The organism is Rhodococcus (subgen. Prescottella) equi, assembly GCF_003013675.1.
In the GTDB taxonomy this organism is placed as follows: domain Bacteria; phylum Actinomycetota; class Actinomycetes; order Mycobacteriales; family Mycobacteriaceae; genus Prescottella; species Prescottella equi.
In genome coordinates this window covers 3,726,890-3,744,933 of the sequence record NZ_CP027793.1, presented here as the reverse complement: position 1 = coordinate 3,744,933, position 18,044 = coordinate 3,726,890, and the positions used below count along the sequence as shown (strand labels likewise).

General features: G+C 68.5%; 18 protein-coding genes. 12 read left to right on the top strand and 6 right to left on the bottom strand.

Annotated elements, in window-relative coordinates:
- Window positions 1–36: 36 nt before the first annotated feature.
- Window positions 37–2,874 carry a preprotein translocase subunit SecA gene (gene secA / locus C7H75_RS17465; protein WP_106852034.1) on the top strand — a complete coding sequence of 946 codons (2,838 nt, stop codon included), beginning with the start codon at window positions 37–39 and terminating at the stop codon, window positions 2,872–2,874.
- Window positions 2,875–2,884: 10 nt separating this feature from the next.
- Here secA and C7H75_RS17460 read toward each other — a convergent pair whose 3' ends face one another.
- The gene (locus C7H75_RS17460; RefSeq protein ID WP_233281788.1) at window positions 2,885–3,514 is read right to left on the bottom strand and encodes an Rv3235 family protein; all 630 of its coding nucleotides are present in this window, start codon (window positions 3,512–3,514) and stop codon (window positions 2,885–2,887) included.
- A gap of 90 nt (window positions 3,515–3,604) precedes the next feature.
- On the opposite strand from C7H75_RS17460, the gene C7H75_RS17455 reads away from it, so the two are divergent.
- From C7H75_RS17455 to C7H75_RS17420, 8 genes are all read left to right on the top strand, one after another.
- On the top strand, window positions 3,605–4,045 hold the full coding sequence (locus C7H75_RS17455) for an HAD-IA family hydrolase (protein WP_106851644.1): 441 nt from the start codon (window positions 3,605–3,607) through the stop codon (window positions 4,043–4,045).
- Complete coding sequence (locus C7H75_RS17450; RefSeq protein ID WP_106851643.1) at window positions 4,045–5,481, top strand: WS/DGAT/MGAT family O-acyltransferase; 1,437 nt, start codon at window positions 4,045–4,047, stop codon at window positions 5,479–5,481. Before C7H75_RS17455 ends, C7H75_RS17450 begins: the two co-directional genes overlap by 1 nt.
- A 21-nt stretch (window positions 5,482–5,502) precedes the next feature.
- Window positions 5,503–6,018, top strand: a complete 516-nt coding sequence (locus C7H75_RS17445; protein WP_005518740.1) for a DUF6912 family protein — start codon at window positions 5,503–5,505, stop codon at window positions 6,016–6,018.
- A 118-nt stretch (window positions 6,019–6,136) separates the two neighbouring features.
- Window positions 6,137–7,252: a ferredoxin reductase gene (locus C7H75_RS17440; RefSeq protein ID WP_106851642.1), complete on the top strand. Its 1,116-nt coding sequence runs from the start codon at window positions 6,137–6,139 to the stop codon at window positions 7,250–7,252.
- A 121-nt stretch (window positions 7,253–7,373) separates the two neighbouring features.
- Window positions 7,374–8,633: a fatty acid desaturase family protein gene (locus tag C7H75_RS17435; RefSeq protein WP_005518743.1), complete on the top strand. Its 1,260-nt coding sequence runs from the start codon at window positions 7,374–7,376 to the stop codon at window positions 8,631–8,633.
- A gap of 70 nt (window positions 8,634–8,703) precedes the next feature.
- Window positions 8,704–9,942 (top strand): fatty acid desaturase family protein, encoded by a 1,239-nt coding sequence (locus tag C7H75_RS17430; RefSeq protein ID WP_005518745.1) that lies wholly within the window; start codon window positions 8,704–8,706, stop codon window positions 9,940–9,942.
- A 153-nt stretch (window positions 9,943–10,095) separates the two neighbouring features.
- Window positions 10,096–10,479 carry a PLDc N-terminal domain-containing protein gene (locus tag C7H75_RS17425; protein WP_106851641.1) on the top strand — a complete coding sequence of 128 codons (384 nt, stop codon included), beginning with the start codon at window positions 10,096–10,098 and terminating at the stop codon, window positions 10,477–10,479.
- A gap of 113 nt (window positions 10,480–10,592) precedes the next feature.
- Complete coding sequence (locus C7H75_RS17420) at window positions 10,593–11,873, top strand: NADH:flavin oxidoreductase (protein ID WP_106851640.1); 1,281 nt, start codon at window positions 10,593–10,595, stop codon at window positions 11,871–11,873.
- Between the two features lie 93 nt (window positions 11,874–11,966).
- Here C7H75_RS17420 and rsgA read toward each other — a convergent pair whose 3' ends face one another.
- Window positions 11,967–12,947, bottom strand: coding sequence for a ribosome small subunit-dependent GTPase A (gene rsgA / locus C7H75_RS17415; RefSeq protein ID WP_106851639.1), 981 nt, complete (start codon window positions 12,945–12,947; stop codon window positions 11,967–11,969).
- Window positions 12,948–12,955: 8 nt separating this feature from the next.
- The gene (gene aroA, locus C7H75_RS17410; protein WP_069856627.1) at window positions 12,956–14,305 is read right to left on the bottom strand and encodes a 3-phosphoshikimate 1-carboxyvinyltransferase; all 1,350 of its coding nucleotides are present in this window, start codon (window positions 14,303–14,305) and stop codon (window positions 12,956–12,958) included.
- A 37-nt stretch (window positions 14,306–14,342) separates the two neighbouring features.
- Here aroA and C7H75_RS17405 point away from each other — a divergent pair, with 37 nt between their 5' ends.
- Window positions 14,343–15,098 (top strand): SOS response-associated peptidase, encoded by a 756-nt coding sequence (locus tag C7H75_RS17405; protein ID WP_106851638.1) that lies wholly within the window; start codon window positions 14,343–14,345, stop codon window positions 15,096–15,098.
- Here the strand turns inward: C7H75_RS17405 and C7H75_RS17400 are convergent.
- Together C7H75_RS17400 and ybaK are read right to left on the bottom strand one after the other, a co-directional pair.
- Window positions 15,085–16,110 carry an LLM class flavin-dependent oxidoreductase gene (locus C7H75_RS17400; protein WP_106851637.1) on the bottom strand — a complete coding sequence of 342 codons (1,026 nt, stop codon included), beginning with the start codon at window positions 16,108–16,110 and terminating at the stop codon, window positions 15,085–15,087. The genes C7H75_RS17405 and C7H75_RS17400 overlap by 14 nt on opposite strands.
- Window positions 16,111–16,183: 73 nt before the next feature.
- Window positions 16,184–16,678, bottom strand: a complete 495-nt coding sequence (gene ybaK, locus C7H75_RS17395; RefSeq protein WP_013416724.1) for a Cys-tRNA(Pro) deacylase — start codon at window positions 16,676–16,678, stop codon at window positions 16,184–16,186.
- Window positions 16,679–16,912: 234 nt separating this feature from the next.
- Between ybaK and C7H75_RS17390 the strand changes: the two genes are divergently transcribed.
- Both C7H75_RS17390 and rsrA read left to right on the top strand, forming a co-directional pair.
- Complete coding sequence (locus C7H75_RS17390) at window positions 16,913–17,584, top strand: sigma-70 family RNA polymerase sigma factor (protein WP_175271684.1); 672 nt, start codon at window positions 16,913–16,915, stop codon at window positions 17,582–17,584.
- Complete coding sequence (gene rsrA, locus C7H75_RS17385; RefSeq protein ID WP_005518761.1) at window positions 17,581–17,880, top strand: mycothiol system anti-sigma-R factor; 300 nt, start codon at window positions 17,581–17,583, stop codon at window positions 17,878–17,880. The genes C7H75_RS17390 and rsrA overlap by 4 nt, the downstream gene beginning before the upstream one ends.
- A gap of 73 nt (window positions 17,881–17,953) precedes the next feature.
- Here the strand turns inward: rsrA and C7H75_RS26490 are convergent, their stop codons facing one another.
- Window positions 17,954–18,028, bottom strand: coding sequence for a 50S ribosomal protein bL37 (locus C7H75_RS26490; protein WP_022597109.1), 75 nt, complete (start codon window positions 18,026–18,028; stop codon window positions 17,954–17,956).
- Between the last annotated feature and the right edge of the window lie 16 nt (window positions 18,029–18,044).

Sequence of the window (18,044 nt, the reverse complement as noted above, 5' to 3'; positions counted from 1 at the left end):
TGGAACCCGACACCTGGATTGAGGACGAAGAAGACCGTGCCGTCACTGTCGCTATCGAAGCTGCTCCGTGTAGGTGAGGGTCGCATGGTCAAGCGGCTCAAGCAGATCGCCGACCATGTCTCCTCCCTCTCTCCCGAGGTCGAGGCGCTCTCCGACGAGCAGCTGCGGGCCAAGACCGATGAGTTCAGGAAGCGTTACGCGGACGGCGAGACGCTCGACGACATGCTGCCGGAGGCGTTCGCCGTCGCCCGCGAGGCCGCGAGCCGCGTGCTCAGCCAGCGTCACTTCGATGTCCAGGTCATGGGCGGTGCAGCCCTGCACTTCGGCAACGTCGCCGAGATGAAGACCGGTGAGGGCAAGACCCTGACCTGTGTCCTCCCGGCGTACCTCAATGCGATCTCCGGCGACGGCGTGCACGTCGTCACGGTCAACGACTACCTCGCCAAGCGTGACTCGGAGTGGATGGGCCGCGTCCACCGCTTCCTCGGGCTCGAGGTCGACGTGATCCTGTCCGGCATGACGCCCGCACAGCGCCGCAAGGCGTACGCGGCCGACATCACGTACGGCACCAACAATGAGTTCGGGTTCGACTACCTGCGCGACAACATGACGCACACGCTCGACGACCTGGTCCAGCGCGGGCACAACTTCGCGGTCGTCGACGAGGTCGACTCGATCCTCATCGACGAGGCCCGTACGCCGCTGATCATCTCGGGTCCGGCCGACGCGTCCAGCAAGTGGTACGGCGAGTTCGCCCGCATCGCGCCGCTGCTCAAGCGTGACGTCCACTACGAGGTCGACATCAAGAAGCGCACGATCGGCGTGCACGAGGCCGGCGTCGAGTTCGTCGAGGATCAGCTCGGTATCGACAACCTGTACGAGGCGGCGAACTCGCCGCTGGTGAGCTACCTGAACAACGCGATCAAGGCCAAGGAGCTCTACCAGCGCGACAAGGACTACATCGTTCGCGACGGCGAGGTCATCATCGTCGACGAGTTCACCGGCCGCATCCTCGTCGGGCGCCGCTACAACGAGGGCATGCACCAGGCGATCGAGGCCAAGGAGAAGGTCGAGATCAAGGCGGAGAACCAGACGCTCGCCACGATCACGCTGCAGAACTACTTCCGCCTCTACGACAAGCTCTCGGGCATGACCGGTACGGCCGAGACGGAGGCTGCCGAGCTCCACCAGACCTACGGCCTCGGCGTCATCCCGATCCCGACCAACCGGCCGCTGATCCGCGTCGACAACGGCGACCTGATCTACAAGACCGAAGAGGCCAAGTTCGACGCGGTCGTCGACGACGTCGTCGAGCGGCACCAGAAGGGTCAGCCGGTCCTCATCGGTACCACCAGCGTCGAGCGCTCGGAGTACCTCTCCAAGCAGTTCACCAAGCGCGGCGTGGCGCACAGCGTGCTAAACGCGAAGTTCCACGAGCAGGAAGCCACCATCGTCGCCGAGGCCGGCCGTTCCGGCGCCGTGACGGTCGCGACCAACATGGCCGGCCGAGGCACCGACGTCGTGCTCGGTGGCAACCCCGACATCATCGCCGACCTGGTGCTCCGCAAGCAGGGGCTCGATCCCGTGCACAATCCGGAGGAGTACGAGGCGGCGTGGGACGGCGTCCTCGAGAAGGTCAAGGACGAGGTCAAGGCGGACGCCGAGAAGGTTCGTGCCGCGGGCGGCCTGTACGTGCTGGGCACCGAACGTCACGAGTCCCGCCGCATCGACAACCAGCTGCGTGGTCGTTCGGGACGTCAGGGCGATCCCGGCGAGTCCCGCTTCTACCTGTCGCTCGGTGACGAGTTGATGCGCCGGTTCAACGGTGCGGCGCTCGAGTCGATCATGACCCGGCTCAACCTGCCCGACGACGTTCCGATCGAGGCCAAGATGGTCTCGAAGGCCATCAAGAGCGCGCAGACGCAGGTCGAGCAGCAGAACTTCGAGATCCGCAAGAACGTCCTCAAGTACGACGAGGTGATGAACCAGCAGCGCACCGTCATCTACGACGAGCGCCGCCGCATCCTCGAGGGCGAGAACCTCGAGGGCCAGGTCGAGTCGATGATCACGGACGTGATCACCGCGTACGTCAACGGTGCCGCGTCCGAGGGCTACGTCGAGGACTGGGATCTCGAGCAGCTGTGGTCGGCGCTGAAGACGCTGTACCCGGTGGGCATCGACTACAAGGAACTGGTCGGCGCCGCGGAGGCGGGCGATTCCGACCTCGACCGGGAGGGTCTGCTCGACGCCCTGTTGAAGGACGCGCACGACGCGTACGCCAAGCGGGAGCAGCAGATCAACGAGATCGCCGGTGAGGGCGGCATGCGCGAGCTCGAGCGTCGCGTCATGCTGTCGGTCCTGGACCGCAAGTGGCGTGAGCACCTCTACGAGATGGACTACCTCAAGGAGGGCATCGGCCTGCGCGCGATGGCGCAGCGCGACCCGCTGGTCGAGTACCAGCGCGAGGGCTTCGACATGTTCACCGGCATGCTCGAGGGGCTCAAGGAGGAGTCGGTCGGGTTCCTGTTCAACCTGCAGGTCGAGGCCGGTACGCCGCAGGGCGGCGGAGCTCCGGTGAGCGTCACCGCGGCCTCGGCTGCTGCCGCTGCCGCGGGCGGGCCGGCCTTGGGGCAGCAGTCCGCTCCGGCGTCTGAGTCGGTGCCTGCCGCACCGGTCGCGTTGCGGGCGAAGGGCCTCGACGACGAGCAGCCCCGGGGGCTGACGCTGTCGGGCCCCGCCGAGGACGGTAGCGCTCAGGTGAGCCGCGCGGCCGGTGACGTCGACGGTGAGCCCGGCACCCGCCGCGAGCGTCGTGAGGCGGCCCGTGCCGACGCGAAGTCGAAGCGGGCCCCCAAGTCCAAGCGCAAGCGCTAGACCGTGCTCGTCAGGCGATCTGCAGAGATGTGATCGCCCATCCGGCCGGGTGTGCGCCCTTGCCGCGTTCGATACGCGCGGCGAGGGCGAACACCCGGCCGCCGCGGTTGTAGGTGCCGAACACCTCGGCGGCGTCGGCGTGCACGACGCGGATGTGGATGCGCGTGAGGATGGCTCCCCCGAGGCGGCGGCCGGCCGGCGCGGAGCGGACGAGCGCCGGCACGAGATCGTGCACGGACTTGGTCAGCAGGGGGCGCAGGTGGGCCGGCGGACGGCGTCCGTCGAGCACTTCCAAGGTGAGCCGGAGCGAGTGTTCGGTGAACCGGCGCAGTTCCGGGGGCGCGGCGTTCTCCACATTCGGCCGCGGCAGGGTTCGGCGCGGTGAGCGGCCGTCGTGCGGTGACCTACGAGTGGTGCCGACCCGCGGTTCGGCCACCGGTCGTCGGCCGAGCGGGTGGACCCCGTTCCGGGTAGGCGGTTCGAAATGCGGTGCGGGGGAGATGAATCGGTGTGGTACCTGCATGATCGTCCTCTCCGGTGCGCTCGGGGCGGCACGCTCGTCGACTGCGCCCGCCGGATTCGGATCCGGACGGACGCGGGTGGTCGACTCCGTGGAGAGGCGGAATCTGCGCGACATCATGACATGTCCGGCCGCAGAAAGCGAGAGGCGCGGGCGCCGTCGGGGTCGGCTGGTGTCGCGGAGACGTCCGGGCCGTCCTAGGGTGGGGGAGTGCAAGGGCTGGTGCTGGACTTCGGTGGCGTGCTCGCGGGACCGGGCGCCGACGGCCGCCTGATGGCGGGCGTCGTGGCTGCGGCCCGGCGCGACGGTGTGCGCACCGCAATCCTCAGCAACGACCCCGGCGGGCCGCGCGCGCAGCCCTTGCGGGATCTCGAGGGTGCGTTCGTCGATGTCGTGGTGATCTCCGGGGACGTCGGGACGGCCAAACCGGATCGCCGGATCTACGAGTTGACGGCCGATCGGCTGGGGTTGGCGCCGAGTGCGTGCATCTTCGTCGACGACCTGATCGGCAACGTACGCGGTGCGGTCGCCGCGGGCATGGTGGGTGTGCATCACGCCGATCCGGAGTCGGCCGCGGAAGAGATTGCGATTCTTCTCGATTCGGACCGTCGGGAGTCGGGGGCGAAGGCGGCGCGGAACAGGGGGCATTGATGGCGAAAGCGACGAGGCTCACGACGCAGGACGCGTCGTTCTACTTCCTCGACGGGGGTACCGCTCCCATGCACATGGGCTCCGTTGCGGTGCTGGAAGTTCCGTCGGGAGGATTCGACTTCGAGGCGGTGCTACGGCTCGTCGACGCCCGTCTCCATCTGGTTCCGCGGTATCGCCGCAAGGTTCGGGAAGTGGCGTTCGGGCTCGCGCGACCGGTGTGGGTCGACGACCAGGACTTCGACATCACCTACCACGTGCGGCGTTCGGCGCTGCCGTCCCCGGGCACCGACGAGCAGCTCCACGACCTGGTGGCCAGGCTGTTGTCGCGACCGTTGGACACCACCCGCCCGCTCTGGGAGATGTACGTGGTCGAGGGGCTGACCGACAACCGGTGCGCGGTGTTCGTGAAGTCGCATTCGGCCCTCGTGGACGGCGAGAAGGCGCTCGACATCGGGCAGGTGCTGCTGGACGACACCGCGATACCGGAGGAGACGTCGGTGGACCTCTGGATGCCGGAGTCGGCGCCGAGCGAAGCCGCGCTGGTGGCCGGTGCCCTCGCGCAACTGGTCTCGCAACCGCGCGAGGGCCTGCAGACGCTGCGCATGACGCTCGGCGACGTGTCGAGCGTGGTCGACGAGACGGTGGGCGCCCTCGGCAAACTCGCCGCGCTCGCCCGCACCGCCGCGCAGCCGGCACCGTCGAGTCCGCTCAACGCGCCGATCTCGCGGAACCGTCGGTTCGCGACCGCCACCACCGACCTGGAGCGCTATCGGAAGATCCGGGCCCGCTACGGGTGTTCGATCAACGACGTCGTGCTGACGGTGGTCGCGGGGGCGTTGCGGAACTGGCTGCTGTCGCGCGGGATGCCGGTGTCGGAGGGGACGACGTTGCGCGCGCTGGCACCGATGTCGATCTGCGAGGCGCATCCGGGAACGAACGGTGCGAGTGTCGTCGACGTGGGTGGGGGCGACGGGCAACCGCACGGGCGGACGTCGTCGTTCCTGGTGGATCTGCCGGTGGGGGAGCCGAATCCGGTGATGCGCCTGTCCCACGTGGCGCACGCGACCGAGGCTTTCGGGCGGCAGAGCCGGCAGGTGACCGCCCGGACGATGATCCGGTTGTCGGGGTTCGCGCCGGCCTCGCTCCACGCCCGCGGGGCCCGGGCGGCGAGCAGTCTGTCCCAACGGATGTTCAACGTCATGGTCACGAATGCGCCCGGCCCGCAGATTCCGCTGTACCTGGCGGGGATGCGGATGGTGGAGATGTATCCGGTCTTCCCGTTGCTGGAGAATCAGGCCCTCAGCATCGCGTTGACGTCCTATGACGGGAACGTCCACTACGGTTTGAATGCGGATCGCGACGCGATGGCCGATGTGGACGTCGTGGCCGCGTCGCTGCACGAGTCTCTCGAGGAGTTGTTGGATGCCAGTGGCTGAGTCCGTGACCGGAGGTCGAGCGTGAGGGTCTACGTTCCCGCGACGATCGCGATGTTGGAGCAGTTGGTGGCCGAGCGCGAGCTGGCGCCGGTGAGCCGGACCGCGTTCGCGGTCACCCCCGCGCTGCGCGAGGCGTACCACTCCGGTGACGAGGACGAGCTGTCCGAGGTCGCGATGGCGGAGGCGGCACGCGCGTCGCTGCGACTGATCGCCGCCGCCGTTCCGGAACCCGGCAGCGACGCCCCGGCGCCCCGGTACCGCCGTGCGGTGATCGCGGCGGACGTCGAGGACGCGACGCACCGTCCCGACCTCGACGACGCCGTGGTGCGGCTCGGTCAGGTGCTCACGCTGAAGCAGGTGGCGTCGGTGCACGTCGACCTGGCGGAGGCGGAGCCGGACATCGAGAAGGCCGTCGCGATCGTCGACGACGCGGATCTCGGTGACGCGGACGCCGAGTTCGTGCTCGGCGACGCCGAGGACCACGAGCTGGCGTGGTACGCGACGCAGGAGCTGCCGTTCCTGCTCGAACTGCTCTGATCGGGGTCGTACGTCCCACCCGGATCGTTACCTCTGCTCATTACTCGGGCGTAAGTTACGCCACCGTAGGGACATGCCCTACTCTGGCCGTACGCCCGAAGTGCGAGATGGAGGTCGGATGGGACTGAAGAGCTGGATCGAGGGGCCTGCAGCGGGAGTTGCCGGGTCGAACCGGTCCGTGGCGAGCCTGGTGCGCGGTGCCGTGACCAGGTTGACGACGCCGCTTCTCCCCGACGACTACCTACACCTGGTGAACCCGCTGTGGTCGGCGCGCGAGCTGCGCGGCCGCATCGTCGAGGTCCGGCCGGAGACCGCCGACTCGGCGACGCTCGTGATCAAGCCGGGGTGGGGCTTCGACTTCAACTACCAGCCGGGCCAGTACGTCGGCATCGGCATCCACGTCGACGGACGTTGGCACTGGCGGTCGTACTCGCTCACGTCGGCGCCCAACGTCGACCACAAGCTGATCTCCATCACCGTCAAGGCGATGCCCGAGGGGTTCCTGTCGAGCCATCTCGTGACCGGCGTGTCGTCGGGCACGATCGTGCGCCTGGCCGCGCCCACCGGTAACTTCGCGCTGCCGGAACCGCCGCCGGAGAAGATCCTGTTCCTCACCGCGGGCAGCGGCATCACCCCCATCATGTCGATGCTGCGGACGATGGACCGCCGCGACGACCTGCCCGACGTCGTGCACGTGCACTCGGCCCCCACCGAGGAGGCGGTGATGTTCGGTGACGAGCTCACGGCGCTGGAGAAGTCGCACCCGTCCTTCCGCTGCCATGTCCGGCACACCCGGGCGCAGGGCAAGTTCGAGTTGTCGTCGCTGGACGAGGTATGCCCCGACTGGCGCGAGCGTCAGGTGTGGGCGTGTGGTCCGCAGGGCATGCTCGACGAGATCGAGAAGACGTGGGAGCGCGAGGGCGTCGGTCCGAACCTGCACCTCGAGCGTTTCGCGGTGTCCCGCGCGGACCTGTCCGGCGACGGCGGCACCGTGACGTTCTCCCGGTCCGGCAAGCAGGTCCAGGTGGACGGCGCAACCACGCTCCTCGAGGCCGGCGAGAAGGCCGGCGTGCTGATGCCGTTCGGTTGCCGCATGGGCATCTGCCAGACGTGCGTGCTGCCGCTGGAGTCCGGTCACGCGGTCGATCTGCGCAACGGCAAGGAGCACGCCGAGGGCGAGCGCATCCAGACGTGCATCTCGGCCGCCGCCGGCGACTGCACTCTCGACGCCTGAACGCGCCTGTGATCTCGGTATCTGCGAGATCGGCAGGTGTCCGATTTCCCGTATCGTTGAGTGCTGTGCCTCGCGTCGAATGTCGACGCCGGTGAACTGATCTATCCAACGGAGGACCTCGGTGGCCATTACGGACATCAAAGAGTTCGCCCACCTCACCGACGCCGATATCGACGCCCTCGGGCGCGAGTTGGACGCGATCCGTCGCGATGTCGAGGAGTCTCGGGGCCTACGCGATGCCCGCTACATCCGGCGCACGATCAAACTGCAGCGCTCGCTGGAACTCGGTGCGCGGGTGGTGCTCCTCGCCAGTCGACGCAAGCCGGCCTGGGTCGCGGGCACCGCGATGCTGTCGCTCGCCAAGATCATCGAGAACATGGAGCTCGGGCACAACGTCACCCACGGCCAGTGGGACTGGATGAACGATCCGGAGATCCACTCCACGACGTGGGAGTGGGACATGACGGGTCCGTCCGACCACTGGAAGCGTGCGCACAACTACTCGCATCACACCTACACGAACATCGTCGGCATGGACGACGACGTGGGATTCGGCATCCTGCGGATGACCCGCGACGAGAAGTGGCGGCCGATCAATCTGTTCCAGCCGATCGCGAACGTGATTCTCGCGGCCGGTTTCGAGTGGGGGATTGCGCTGCACGACCTCTCGGCACAGAAGGACCTCGAGGGCGTCGACCACAAGAAACTGAACACCGCGCCCAATCGGCAGTTCGCGGTGAAGATCGTCCGGCAGGTCGGCAAGGACTTCGTGCTGTTCCCGGCTCTGTCGGGCCGGGCGTGGAAGCACACGCTCACTGCGAATGCGACGGCGAACCTGGTCCGCAATCTGTGGGCCTACGCGGTGATCTTCTGCGGTCACTTCCCGGACGGGGCGGAGAAGTTCACGGTCGAGCAGTTCGAGAACGAGACTCGGGCGCAGTGGTACCTGCGTCAGATGCTCGGCAGCGCCAACATCGACGCGGGTCCGGTGATGGCGTTCCTGACGGGCAACCTCAGCTACCAGATCGAGCATCACCTGTTCCCGGATCTGCCGTCGAACCGCTACGCCGAGATCGGCGTCCGGGTGCAGGCGCTGTGCGCCAAGTACGACCTGCCGTACACCTCCGGGCCGCTGAGCAGGCAGTACCTGCTGGCGTTGCGGACGATCCACAAGCTCGCGCTGCCCGACCGGTTCCTCAAGCGCACCTCCGACGACGCGCCCGAGACGTCGTCGGAGCGCAAGTTCGCCTCGACGGGGTCCCGGATCGCCGAGGCGCTGCGGGTCGACGCGCGCACCGGGCGGCGCCGCGGACTGTTGTCGGCGCTGCGCGCGCACGCCGAGGCGCAGGTGGGTCGGCGGGGGCGTCCCCGCCGGGTGTAGCCGACTGTGACGTGTCACACAGTGATCTGTTGTTAACCTACGGTGCCGTAACTTACGGTACGGTAGGGCCGTGGCGATTACCGACATCAAGGAGTACGCGCATCTGACGGATGCCGACGTCGAGGCGCTCGGCCGCGAACTCGACGCCATCCGTCGTGATGTCGAGGACTCCCGTGGCGAGCGCGATGCGCGCTACATCCGCAACACGATCCGACTGCAGCGGTCCCTCGAGATCGGTGGACGTGCGGTGCTGTTCGGCAGCCGGAAGCGGCCCCTGTGGCTGCTCGGCACCGGCATGCTCGGCGTCGCGAAGATCATCGAGAACATGGAGCTCGGGCACAACGTGATGCACGGGCAGTGGGACTGGATGAACGATCCGGAGGTCCACTCCGCGAACTGGGAGTGGGACAACGTCGACCCGTCGGCGCACTGGAAGCAGACCCACAACCACCTGCACCACAAGTACACGAACATCCTGGGCATGGACGACGACGTGGGCTACGGGCTCCTCCGCGTCACCCGTGACCAGAAGTGGCGGCCGTTCAACTACGGCAACCTCGCGTACAACGCGATCCTGGCGCTGCTGTTCGAGTACGGCATCGCGATCCAGCTCCTCGAGTTGGGCCGGGTCGCGGCCGGCCGCGACGACCGCGAGTACACGAAGAAGAACGCCAAGGAGGTCGGCCGCAAGATCGCGAAGCAGACCCTCAAGGACTACGTCGTGTACCCGGCCCTGACCGGCAAGGCGTGGAAGAGCACGCTCACCGCGAACCTCACCGCGGGCGTCATCCGAAACCTGTGGACCAATGCGGTCATCTTCTGCGGTCACTTCCCGGACGGTGCCGAGAAGTTCACGAAGGCGGACGTCGACAACGAGACCCACGCCGAGTGGTACCTGCGGCAGATGCTCGGCAGTGCCAACATCTCCGGAGGGCGGGTCATGGACTTCATGACCGGCAACCTGAGCTATCAGATCGAACACCACATCTACCCCGATCTGCCGTCCAATCGGTACGCCGAGATCGCGGTCAAGGTGCGGGCGCTGTGCGAGAAGTACGACCTGCCGTACACCACCGGTCCGCTGCCGGTGCAGTACGCCAAGTCGTGGCGCACCATCGCCAAGCTGTCGCTGCCGAACAAGTTCCTCAAGGACACGCCGGACGATGCGCCCGAGACGGCGTCGGAGCGCAAGTTCGGCGGCAACACCACCGCGACGATCGATCCGGTGACGGGTAGGCGCAAGGGTCTGCTGTCGGCGATCAAGGCGTCGAAGAAGCGCCGCGGCCTGCGCGCGCTGGTGTCGCGCTAGAGGGTTCGTCCGAGTCCCGGTGGGATCCGCACCTTTCTCGGTGTGGACCCGCCGGGATTCGTGCTTTCCGTGAATCGTCGTGTCCCGCGGGCGGACCGGTAGCAGAATGGACTGCGCAGTTCACTCGCCGTCGTCTCGTGAACGGAGCAAGCGATGGACTCGTTCTGGGAGTATTTCTGGCTGGTCTTCGCGTGCTTCGCCTTCGCGGCGTACGTGGTGATCCTGTTCTCGATCCTCACCGATCTCTTCCGCGACCACCGGACGTCCGGATGGGCGAAGGCCGTGTGGGTCTTCTTCCTGTTCGTCCTGCCGATCATCGGGGAGATGGTCTACCTGATCGTCCGCGGCCGCGGCATGGTCGAGCGGTCCGCCCGCGCCGACCGTCGGTACCAAGCAGCCGAGGACGCCTACATCCGGGGGGTCGCGGGGACGCCGTCGCCGGACGACCTCGTGACGGCGAAATCACTGCTCGACTCGGGGACGATCACCGACGAGGAGTACCGCGTCCTCGCGGCGCGTGCGCGCGGGGTCGACTGACCCGGGCTCTCGATCCAGGCGGGTTGCCCGGTGGGAGGGACGCGGTATTGACGCCGCGACAGCCTCCACGAATCGTGGTGCCCGTCACAATTGGATCGAGAGAAGGGCGACTCATGACCATCGCAGGCCTACCCACCGAGACGGTGACCCCGGATCCCTTCGCCCCCGCCACTCTGGGGCCCGTTCGGCTGCGCAACCGCATCATCAAGGCCGCCACCTCGGAGGGGCGGTCGCCGGAAGGCCTCGTCACCGACGACCTCATCGACTTCCACCTCGGTTTCGTCCGGGGCGGGGTGGGGATGACGACGGTGGCCTACTGCTGTGTGGCCCCCGAAGGGGCCAGTGCGCCCGGCCAGATCCTGATGAGCCACAAGGCACTTCCGGGCCTGCAGAGGTTGACGGACGCGGTCCACGCCGCGGGCGGAGCCATCGCCGCGCAGCTCGGCCACGCCGGCGTCGTCGCGTCGAAGAAGATCACCGGAGTGACGGCCATGTCGCCGAGCCGGGTGATCAACCCGTCGTCGCTCGAGTACTGCCGCGAGATCAGCGCGTCGGAGATCCGCCGCGTGATCGACCAGTTCGGGGACGCGGCTGCGATCGCCGTGGAGGCGGGCTTCGACGCCGTCGAGCTGCACTTCGGGCACCTGTATCTGCCGAGCTCGTTCCTGAGCCCGCTGCTCAACCGCCGCAAGGACGAGTACGGCGGAACCATCGACAACCGCTCGCGGCTCGTGCGGGAGATCGCGCAGCGGGTGCGCGAGGTCGTGGGAGATCGGATCGCGGTGACCGCGAAGATCAGCATGGACGACGGCATCCGGGGCAGCATCTGGCTGTCCGAGTCGTTGCGCACCGTGCAGCTGCTCGACCGGGACCGCAACCTCGACGCGATCGAGCTGACCCAGGGTTCGTCGTTCTTCAAGCAGATGTACCTGTTCCGCGGTGACGTCCCCGTGGACGAGTTCGCGGCGGTGATGAAGGAGCCGTTCAAGACCGGGGTCCGGCTCTTCGGGAAGCGCGCACTCGGCACCTACCCCTACGAGGACCTGTACATGCTCGAATCCGCTCGACAGTTCGTCCCGGTGGTGTCGGAGACCCAGCTGATCCTGTTGGGTGGCATCAACAATTACGACCATATCGCCACCGGCATGCGCGAGGGCTTCGGGTTCGTCGCGATGGGTCGGGCGCTGTTGCGCGAGCCGGACCTCGTGACCCGGATCCAGGCCGACCGCACCGTCTCCGGGCGCTGCAACCACAACAACAAGTGCATGTACACCGTCTACGGACGCACCCACTGCGTCCTCGACCCCGACAGCACCCACGGCGCCGCGGGTCCCGCCACGGCCACCTCGTTCACCGCCGACCGCTCGCGGGAACTGCCGATCACTCCCGCCTGACGCGGCGCTCCGCACCCGATGGTCGCCCGCCCCGGATCGGGGCGGGCGCCGTCCGGTCGCGGGGTGGCACAGCGGGGGTCGGGCTACCGCCCCCTACGTCCAGGACTCGTTGGATATGAGGGCGACGAGCAGTCGCCGCACCGCCTCGACGCGGTCCGCCGACTTCCCCTCGAGTTTGTCCAGCGCACACTCCGGGTCCGCAGGTGGGCCCAGGTGCGTGCATCCGCGGGGACAGTCCTCGGCGGCCGCGGCCAGGTCCGTGAACGCCTCGACGACGTTCTCGGAAGAGATGTGCGCGAGCCCGAACGAACGGATACCGGGGGTGTCGATCACCCAGCCTCCGCCGGGCAGTGGCAACGCCACCGACTGCGTCGACGTGTGCCGGCCCTTGCCGACGCCGGAGACCACGCCCGTGGCCCGGTCGGCGTCCGGTACCAGCCGGTTGACCATCGTCGACTTGCCGACACCGGAGTGTCCGATCAGTGCGGTCAGGCGGCCCTCGAGGATCTCGGTCACCGGTTCGATCGGATCGTCGCGGCCGGCAACCACCACGGGAACGTCGAGGCCGGCGAACGTGGCGGCGAACTCGTCGGGCGTCGCGAGATCGCTCTTCGTCAGGCACAGAACGGGTTCCAGGCCACCGACGTATGCGGCGACGAGGGCGCGTTCGACGAAGCCGGTGCGCGGAGGCGGGTCGGCCAGCGCGACGACGATCAGCAGTTGCTCGGCGTTGGCGACGACGATCCGCTCGAACGGGTCGGTGTCGTCGGCGGTGCGGCGCAGCACGGTCGACCGGTCGGCGACGCGGACGATGCGGGCCAGGGTGTCGGGCTTGCCGGACAGGTCGCCGACCACACTCACCTGGTCGCCCACCACGATCGGTGTCCGGCCGAGTTCGCGGGCCCGCATGGTGACGACGAGCCGGTCCGGGTCGCCGCCCAGTACGACGCCCCAGCGGCCCCGGTCCTTGGAGACGACCATTCCTTCCGCGGCGTCGGCGTGTTCGGGTCGGTTCTTGGTCCGTGGACGCGACCCCTTGCCCGGACGGATCCGGACGTCGGACTCGTCGTACACCCGGCGGCTCAGGACAGCGCCTCCTGCTCGGCGGGTCCCGACGCGGACCGTGTCTCGTCGAGCATGGCCGTCCACAAGTTCTCGAACCCGGGCAGCGTCTTCGCCGTGGTGCCGACGTCCTCGATGTCGACGCCGTCGACCACGAGTCCGAGGATTGCGCCGGCGGTGGCCATCCGGTGATCGGCGTACGAGTGCCACTGGGCCCCGTGCAGCGGTCGGGGCTCGATGCGCAGGCCGTCGGCGGTCTCGGTGACCGCGCCGCCCAGTTTGCCGATCTCGGTGGCGAGCGCCGCCAGCCGATCGGTCTCGTGGCCGCGCAGGTGCGCGATGCCGCGCAGCACCGACGGGCCGTCCGCGAGGGCCGCCAGCGCCGCGACGGTGGGAGTGAGTTCGCCGATGTCGTGCAGGTCGATGTCGATGCCGCGCAACGTCTTCGGCCCGGTTACGGAGAGCACGCCCTCCTCGAGTCGGACGTCGGCGCCCATCTCCGCGAGGATTCCGCGGATCGCATCTCCCGGCTGCGTGGTGCGCGACGGCCACAGCGGCACCCGCACGGTGCCACCGGTGACGGCGGCCGCGGCCAGGAACGGCGTCGCGTTCGACAGGTCGGGCTCGACGACCCAGTCCACCGGATCGATCTTGCCCGGCAACACTTTCCAGGTGTCGGCGTCGCCGCTCTCGCCCGGCGTGTGGACGGTGACGCCTGCCTCGCGCAGCATCTCGACGGTCATGTCGATGTGCGGCATCGACGGCAGCGAGCCGCCCTGGTGCCGGACGGTCACACCCTCGTCGAATCGGGCTGCCGAGAGCAGCAGCCCGGACACGAACTGCGACGAGCCGGAGGCGTCGATCGTCACCGTCCCGCCGCGCAGGCCACCGTGACCGTGCACGGTGAACGGCAGCGCGTCACCGTCGATGTCGGCGCCGAGCCCGCGCAGCGCGTCGAGAATCGTGCCCAGCGGCCGGGTGCGGGCCTGCTCGTCGCCGTCGACGGCGACGGTGCCCTCGGCCAGGGCGGCGGCGGGCGGCAGGAACCGCATCACGGTGCCGGCGAGCCCGCAGTCCACCGCGGCGCCGGTCATCGGGCCGGGCACGACATGCAGCGTGGTGCCGGTCGCGGCGTCGGGGGTGGCGGTGATGGCGACGCCCAGCGCGCGCAGGCCCTGGATCATCAGATCGGTGTCGCGGCTGCGCAGAGCGCCGGTGATGGTGGACGGTCCCGACGCGAGCGCCGCGAGGATCAGCGCCCGGTTGGTGATCGACTTCGATCCGGGCAGCGTCACGGACGCATCCACGGGGGCTTCGGCTCGGGGCGCTCTCCACAGGCTCTCACGACTCACCGGTCCATCTTCTCTCATGACGGAACGTGTCGGTGATCCGTGCCAGCATGGAGGCATGTGCGGCAGGTATGCGACGACGGCCGACCCCGCGACGCTCGCGGTGGAACTCGACGCCGTGAACGAGACGGGGGAGACCGATTCCGGGACCGCGGACTACAACGTCGCGCCCACGACCCAGGTGCTGACGGTCGTCGCGCGGCACGACCGGGGCGACGACGACAGCCCGGTGCGGCGCCGGATCCGGCGGATGCGTTGGGGACTGGTGCCGTCGTACGCGACCGAGCCGGGCAAGGGTGCGCCGTTGTTCAACGCCCGGTCCGAGACCGTCGCCACCAAAGCGGCGTTCAAGACGTCGCTGCGGTTCAAGCGGTGCCTCGTGCCGATGGACGGCTGGTACGAGTGGCAGACCGAGCCGACCGCGGACGGCAAGGCCGTGAAGGTGCCGTACTACATGTCCCGGGGCGACGGTGCGCCGCTCTTCATGGCGGGGCTGTGGTCGGTGTGGCACGACCCGCAGGCTCCGCGGGAGGCGCCGCTGCTGTCGACCACGATCCTCACCACGGAGTCGGTGGACCAGCTCGCGAACGTGCACGACCGGATGCCGCTGATCCTGCCGCGGGACCGCTGGGACGCCTGGCTGGATCCGGACAGCCTCGGTCATCCCGACCTGATCCGGCCGAGCCTCGAGGAGGCCGCGGCCGTCGAGATCCGGCGCGTGTCACCGAAGGTGAACAGCGTCCGCAACAACGGCCCCGACCTCCTGGCGCCCGATGTGGGCGACCGGGCAGGGGAGCAGATCAGCCTGCTGTGAGCGGCTGCCGTGCCGTGAGGCCGGCGACGTCGGCAACCAGTTCCAGCGAACGCATCCACGCGGAGCGCTCGGTGGCCGACGACACCACCATCAGCTCGTCGGCGCCCGTCTGCGCGGCGAACCGGTCGAGGTAGTCGCCCACCACGGTCGGCGTGCCGACGGCGGTGTACCGGACCATCGCCAGCACCTGCCGGCCCGCGGGCGACTCGAGGATCATGTCCGCTTCCTCCGGCGTGAAGGTGCGCCCGCGTCCGACGAACAGCCCGACCCGCTTGCGCTTGGTCTCGAGGAACTGCCGCTGCGCCTCCTCGTCGGTGTCGGCGGCGATCACGTTGACGGCGGCGATCACGTACGGCTCGGCAAGCTGTGCGGACGGGCGGAACTCGCGGCGGTAGATCGCGAGCGCGTCGTCCAACGCGGCCGGGGCGAAGTGCGACGCGAACGCGTACGGCAGACCCAGTGCGGCCGCGAGCTGGGCACCGAACAGCGACGAACCCAGGATGTACAGCGGCACGTTCGTGCCCTTGCCCGGGGTCGCCTCGATGCCCGGCACCCGGGACGGCCCGGTCAGGTAGCCCTGCAGCTCGAGCACGTCCTGCGGGAACGACTCCGCCGAGCTCGGGTCGCGGCGCAGCGCCCGCATCGTCTGCTGATCGCTGCCGGGGGCGCGGCCCAGACCCAGGTCGATGCGGCCGGGGTGCAGCTCGGCGAGGGTGCCGAACTGCTCGGCGATCGTCAGCGGAGCATGGTTGGGCAGCATGATGCCGCCCGAACCGAGGCGGATCCGCTCGGTGTGCGCGGCGACGTGCGCGATCAGCACGCTCGTCGCCGACGACGCGATCGCCGGCATGTTGTGGTGCTCGGCGTACCAGATCCGCTCGAAGCCCCACCGCTCCGCGTTGCGGGCCATCTCCACACTCGCCCGGAAGCTGTCGGCGGCGCTCTCGTCGGTACCGATGTGGGCAAGGTCGAGGATCGAGATGGGCAGGGAGAGATCAGACACGCCGGGCACCGTCTTTCGTTCGTCGAAGTTTCTTCCCACAGCGCAACAGCGGGAGCCGCCCACAGATTCCTCGGCGGGAGCGTCAGCCGGTGGTGATCTCCGCGACCACCGCGCCCGCCAGCCGCACCAGGTCCTGCGGAGCCACCTCGATCTCGAGCCCCCGGCGGCCCGCGCTGCACAGCACGCGATCCCACGTGAGCGCGGACGCGTCCACCACCGTGGGGAGGCGCTTGCGCTGGCCGAGCGGCGAGATTCCGCCCAGCACGTACCCCGTGGACCTCTCCGCGTCGGACTGCTCGGCCATGACGGCCTTGCCCGCGCCCAACGCCGCGGCGGCCGCCTTGAGGGACAGCTTCGACGGCACCGGCAACACCGCGACCGCCAGCTTGCCGGTGTCGGTCTTGACGACGAGCGTCTTGAAGATCTGTCCCGGTTCGACCCCGAGCTGTCCGGCCAGCGACTCGACCGCCTCGTCGCCGTACGACGCCGCGCGGGCGTCGTGGTCGTACGAGTGGATCCGGTGCGCAACCTTCTCCTTGTCGAGCAGCTTCGTTGCGGGAGTCGATGTTCCGGCCATGAGCACTGACTCTAGAGCGGTCCGGGAACAGACTCTCGCCCCGTGCTGTTGATACCTCGCGAGACGCTGCATCAGCGAAGGGAGTGGTACGTGCCGGTGTTGTGTGCAGAACGGGTTCGTCCGGAGACCGTGACCGGATCGACGACGGTCGGTTTCGTGACCGAGACGCATCCCTCGACGGCCCCGGGGTTGGCGGTAGCCTTGACCCCTACGGCTAGCGAAGGGATCAGTGTGCTGGACGATCACGAACCCGCGAACGAATCTGCGGGTGATGGGCCGGAGTCCCAGGACCAGTTGATCGAGCGGTTCGAGCGTGACGCGCTACCGCTCCTCGATCAGCTGTACGGTGCCGCGCTGCGCATGACGCGCAATCCCGCGGACGCCGAGGACCTGGTGCAGGAGACGTACGTCAAGGCGTACTCGGCGTTCCGCTCGTTCAAGGAGGGGACCAACCTCAAGGCCTGGCTGTACCGGATCCTCACCAACACCTACATCAACTCCTACCGCAAGAAGCAGCGTCAGCCTGCGCAGTACCCGACGGACGAGATCACCGACTGGCAGTTGGCCGCGACGGCCGAGCACAGTTCCACCGGTCTGCGGTCCGCGGAGGTCGAGGCGCTCGACGCCCTCCCGGACGACGACATCAAGGCAGCCCTGCAGGAACTGCCGGAGGAGTTCCGGATGGCGGTGTACTACGCCGACGTCGAGGGATTTCCCTACAAGGAGATCGCGGAGATCATGGGCACGCCGATCGGCACCGTGATGTCCCGACTGCACCGCGGGCGCAAGCAGTTGCGGGGTCTGCTCGCGGATGTCGCGCGGGAACGTGGATTCAACCGCGGGGGCGCCGTCGACGCCGCCGGGCGCAGCACTGAGGTCGAGGCGGAGCAGGAGGTTACTCGGTGACCGGGGAGAACGAGTTCGAGCAGTTGGACTGCTCGGCGGTGATCGCGGACGTGTGGTTGCTGCTCGACAGCGAGTGCGACGAGCATTCCCGAGCGCGAATCGAGCACCACCTCGAGACCTGCGGTGCATGCTTCGCGGCGTACGGCATCGAGGAGAAGGTCAAGAGACTGATCGGGCGCAAGTGTGGCGGGGATCATGCACCCGCCGGGCTCCGGGAACGCCTGTCGATCGAGATCCGCCGCACGGTGGTCGTCAGCGACGCCGGACCGGTGGTGGATCGCGAGACCGACCGCTGACCTGGTCCGATACGACGATCGGGGGCCGGCAAGCTGTGGCTTGCCGGCCCCCGATTCTCGTCTACAGCCTTACTCAGGCGTTGGGACGCTTGCCGTGGTTGGCGGCGTTGCCCTTGCGGCTGCGCTTCTTACGACCACGCTTACCCATGAGTAGCTCCTTCTCT

Coding starts and splice junctions, on each gene's coding strand:
- C7H75_RS17450 (WP_106851643.1), top strand. CDS start 4,045: ATGGCGAAAGCGACGAGGCTCACGACGCAGGACGCGTCGTTCTACTTC.
- C7H75_RS17425 (WP_106851641.1), top strand. CDS start 10,096: ATGGACTCGTTCTGGGAGTATTTCTGGCTGGTCTTCGCGTGCTTCGCC.
- C7H75_RS17460 (WP_233281788.1), bottom strand. CDS start 3,514: ATGATGTCGCGCAGATTCCGCCTCTCCACGGAGTCGACCACCCGCGTC.
- C7H75_RS17440 (WP_106851642.1), top strand. CDS start 6,137: ATGGGACTGAAGAGCTGGATCGAGGGGCCTGCAGCGGGAGTTGCCGGG.
- C7H75_RS17420 (WP_106851640.1), top strand. CDS start 10,593: ATGACCATCGCAGGCCTACCCACCGAGACGGTGACCCCGGATCCCTTC.
- C7H75_RS17405 (WP_106851638.1), top strand. CDS start 14,343: ATGTGCGGCAGGTATGCGACGACGGCCGACCCCGCGACGCTCGCGGTG.
- ybaK (WP_013416724.1), bottom strand. CDS start 16,678: ATGGCCGGAACATCGACTCCCGCAACGAAGCTGCTCGACAAGGAGAAG.
- aroA (WP_069856627.1), bottom strand. CDS start 14,305: ATGAGAGAAGATGGACCGGTGAGTCGTGAGAGCCTGTGGAGAGCGCCC.